At 76.2% G+C, this 1,065-nt stretch carries 1 protein-coding gene; it reads right to left on the bottom strand.

Annotated elements, in window-relative coordinates:
• Positions 1-257: 257 nt before the first annotated feature.
• Positions 258-1,065: SGNH hydrolase domain-containing protein (locus tag LQU92_RS14825; RefSeq protein WP_305067893.1), on the bottom strand; the 808-nt coding region annotated here is incomplete at its 5' end.

The raw sequence follows: 1,065 nt of genomic DNA, 5'->3' as shown, positions 1-1,065 counted from the left end.
CCGAGGAAGACGTGGTAGGCCACCACCAGCAGCACCGCCACGAACCGCAGCCCCTGCACCTCCGGACGGAACCCCGAGAAGCGGCTGGCCCGTCCCGCGGGCCCGGCCCGCTCCGGGGACCGGGTGCCGGCGGGCACGGCGGAAGGATCGACGACGGCGGGCACGGCAGACCTCCTGGGGGGACGTCGCACCGCACGGGGGGGGGGACGAGGCGCGACGGGCGCGACTCTACCGGAGCGCCGGGCCCGGGCCGGGGGTCACCACCCCGCGGCGGCGAGCCGTTCCCCGAGCGCGGGGGCCATGGTGCGCGCGTAGGTCCAGGTGAGGTGGTGGGGGTCCATGAAGACGTGGACGTTGCCCACGACCGGCCGGCACAGCCCGTCGGGGCAGATGAGGTCGGTGAGGTCCACCCCGGTGAAGCCGGGGCGCCCGCGGAGGGCCTCGGCGGGGTCGACCGGCGCGAGGACCTCGGGAACGGGCACCTGGCACTGCGCGGCGTCGGCGCCGTGGCGCTCCGCGCACGCGAAGGGGTCGAAGTCGAAGCGGGGGTTGTCCCGGAAGCCGATCACCTCGACGCCCCGGGGGGCGAGCCGGTCGACGAGCTCGGGCAGCCCGCCGACCACGCTCTCCGCGGAGCCGTCCATCCGGGCGGCGTAGGTGGAGGTGGTCATCACCGCGTCGGGGGCGATCCGCTCGACGTACTCGAGCGCCGCGTCGGCGCCCTCCTTGCACGCGTCGCCCTCCGGGCGGACGCCGAACGGGCAGCCCGGCTGGAGCACCGCCACGAGCTGCCAGTCGTTGCGCTCGGCGAGGGGGATGACCGCGCCCATGAACTGCTCCATGTGCGAGTTGCCGACCACGGCGATCGTGCGCGCGGGGTCCTCCACGGCGGGCGTCTGCCGGCAGTGGTCGGTGAGCACCTCCTCCCCCGGCCCCTGCGGGGCGAAGCGCCCGGAGCACGGTTCGGGCAGTCCCACCCACTCCTTCTGCAGCTCGCTGGCCAGGGGCACGGCCGGGGCGTCGGGGTCGCCCCGGTACTCGAACCCGGGGGCGAGAGCGGCAGCA

It is taken from the genome of Kocuria sp. LUK (genome assembly GCF_021012935.1).
Classification (GTDB): Bacteria; Actinomycetota; Actinomycetes; order Actinomycetales; family Micrococcaceae; genus Kocuria; species Kocuria flava.
The sequence above is the reverse complement of the archived record's forward strand: the minus strand, read 5'-3'. Positions and strand labels throughout refer to the sequence as shown.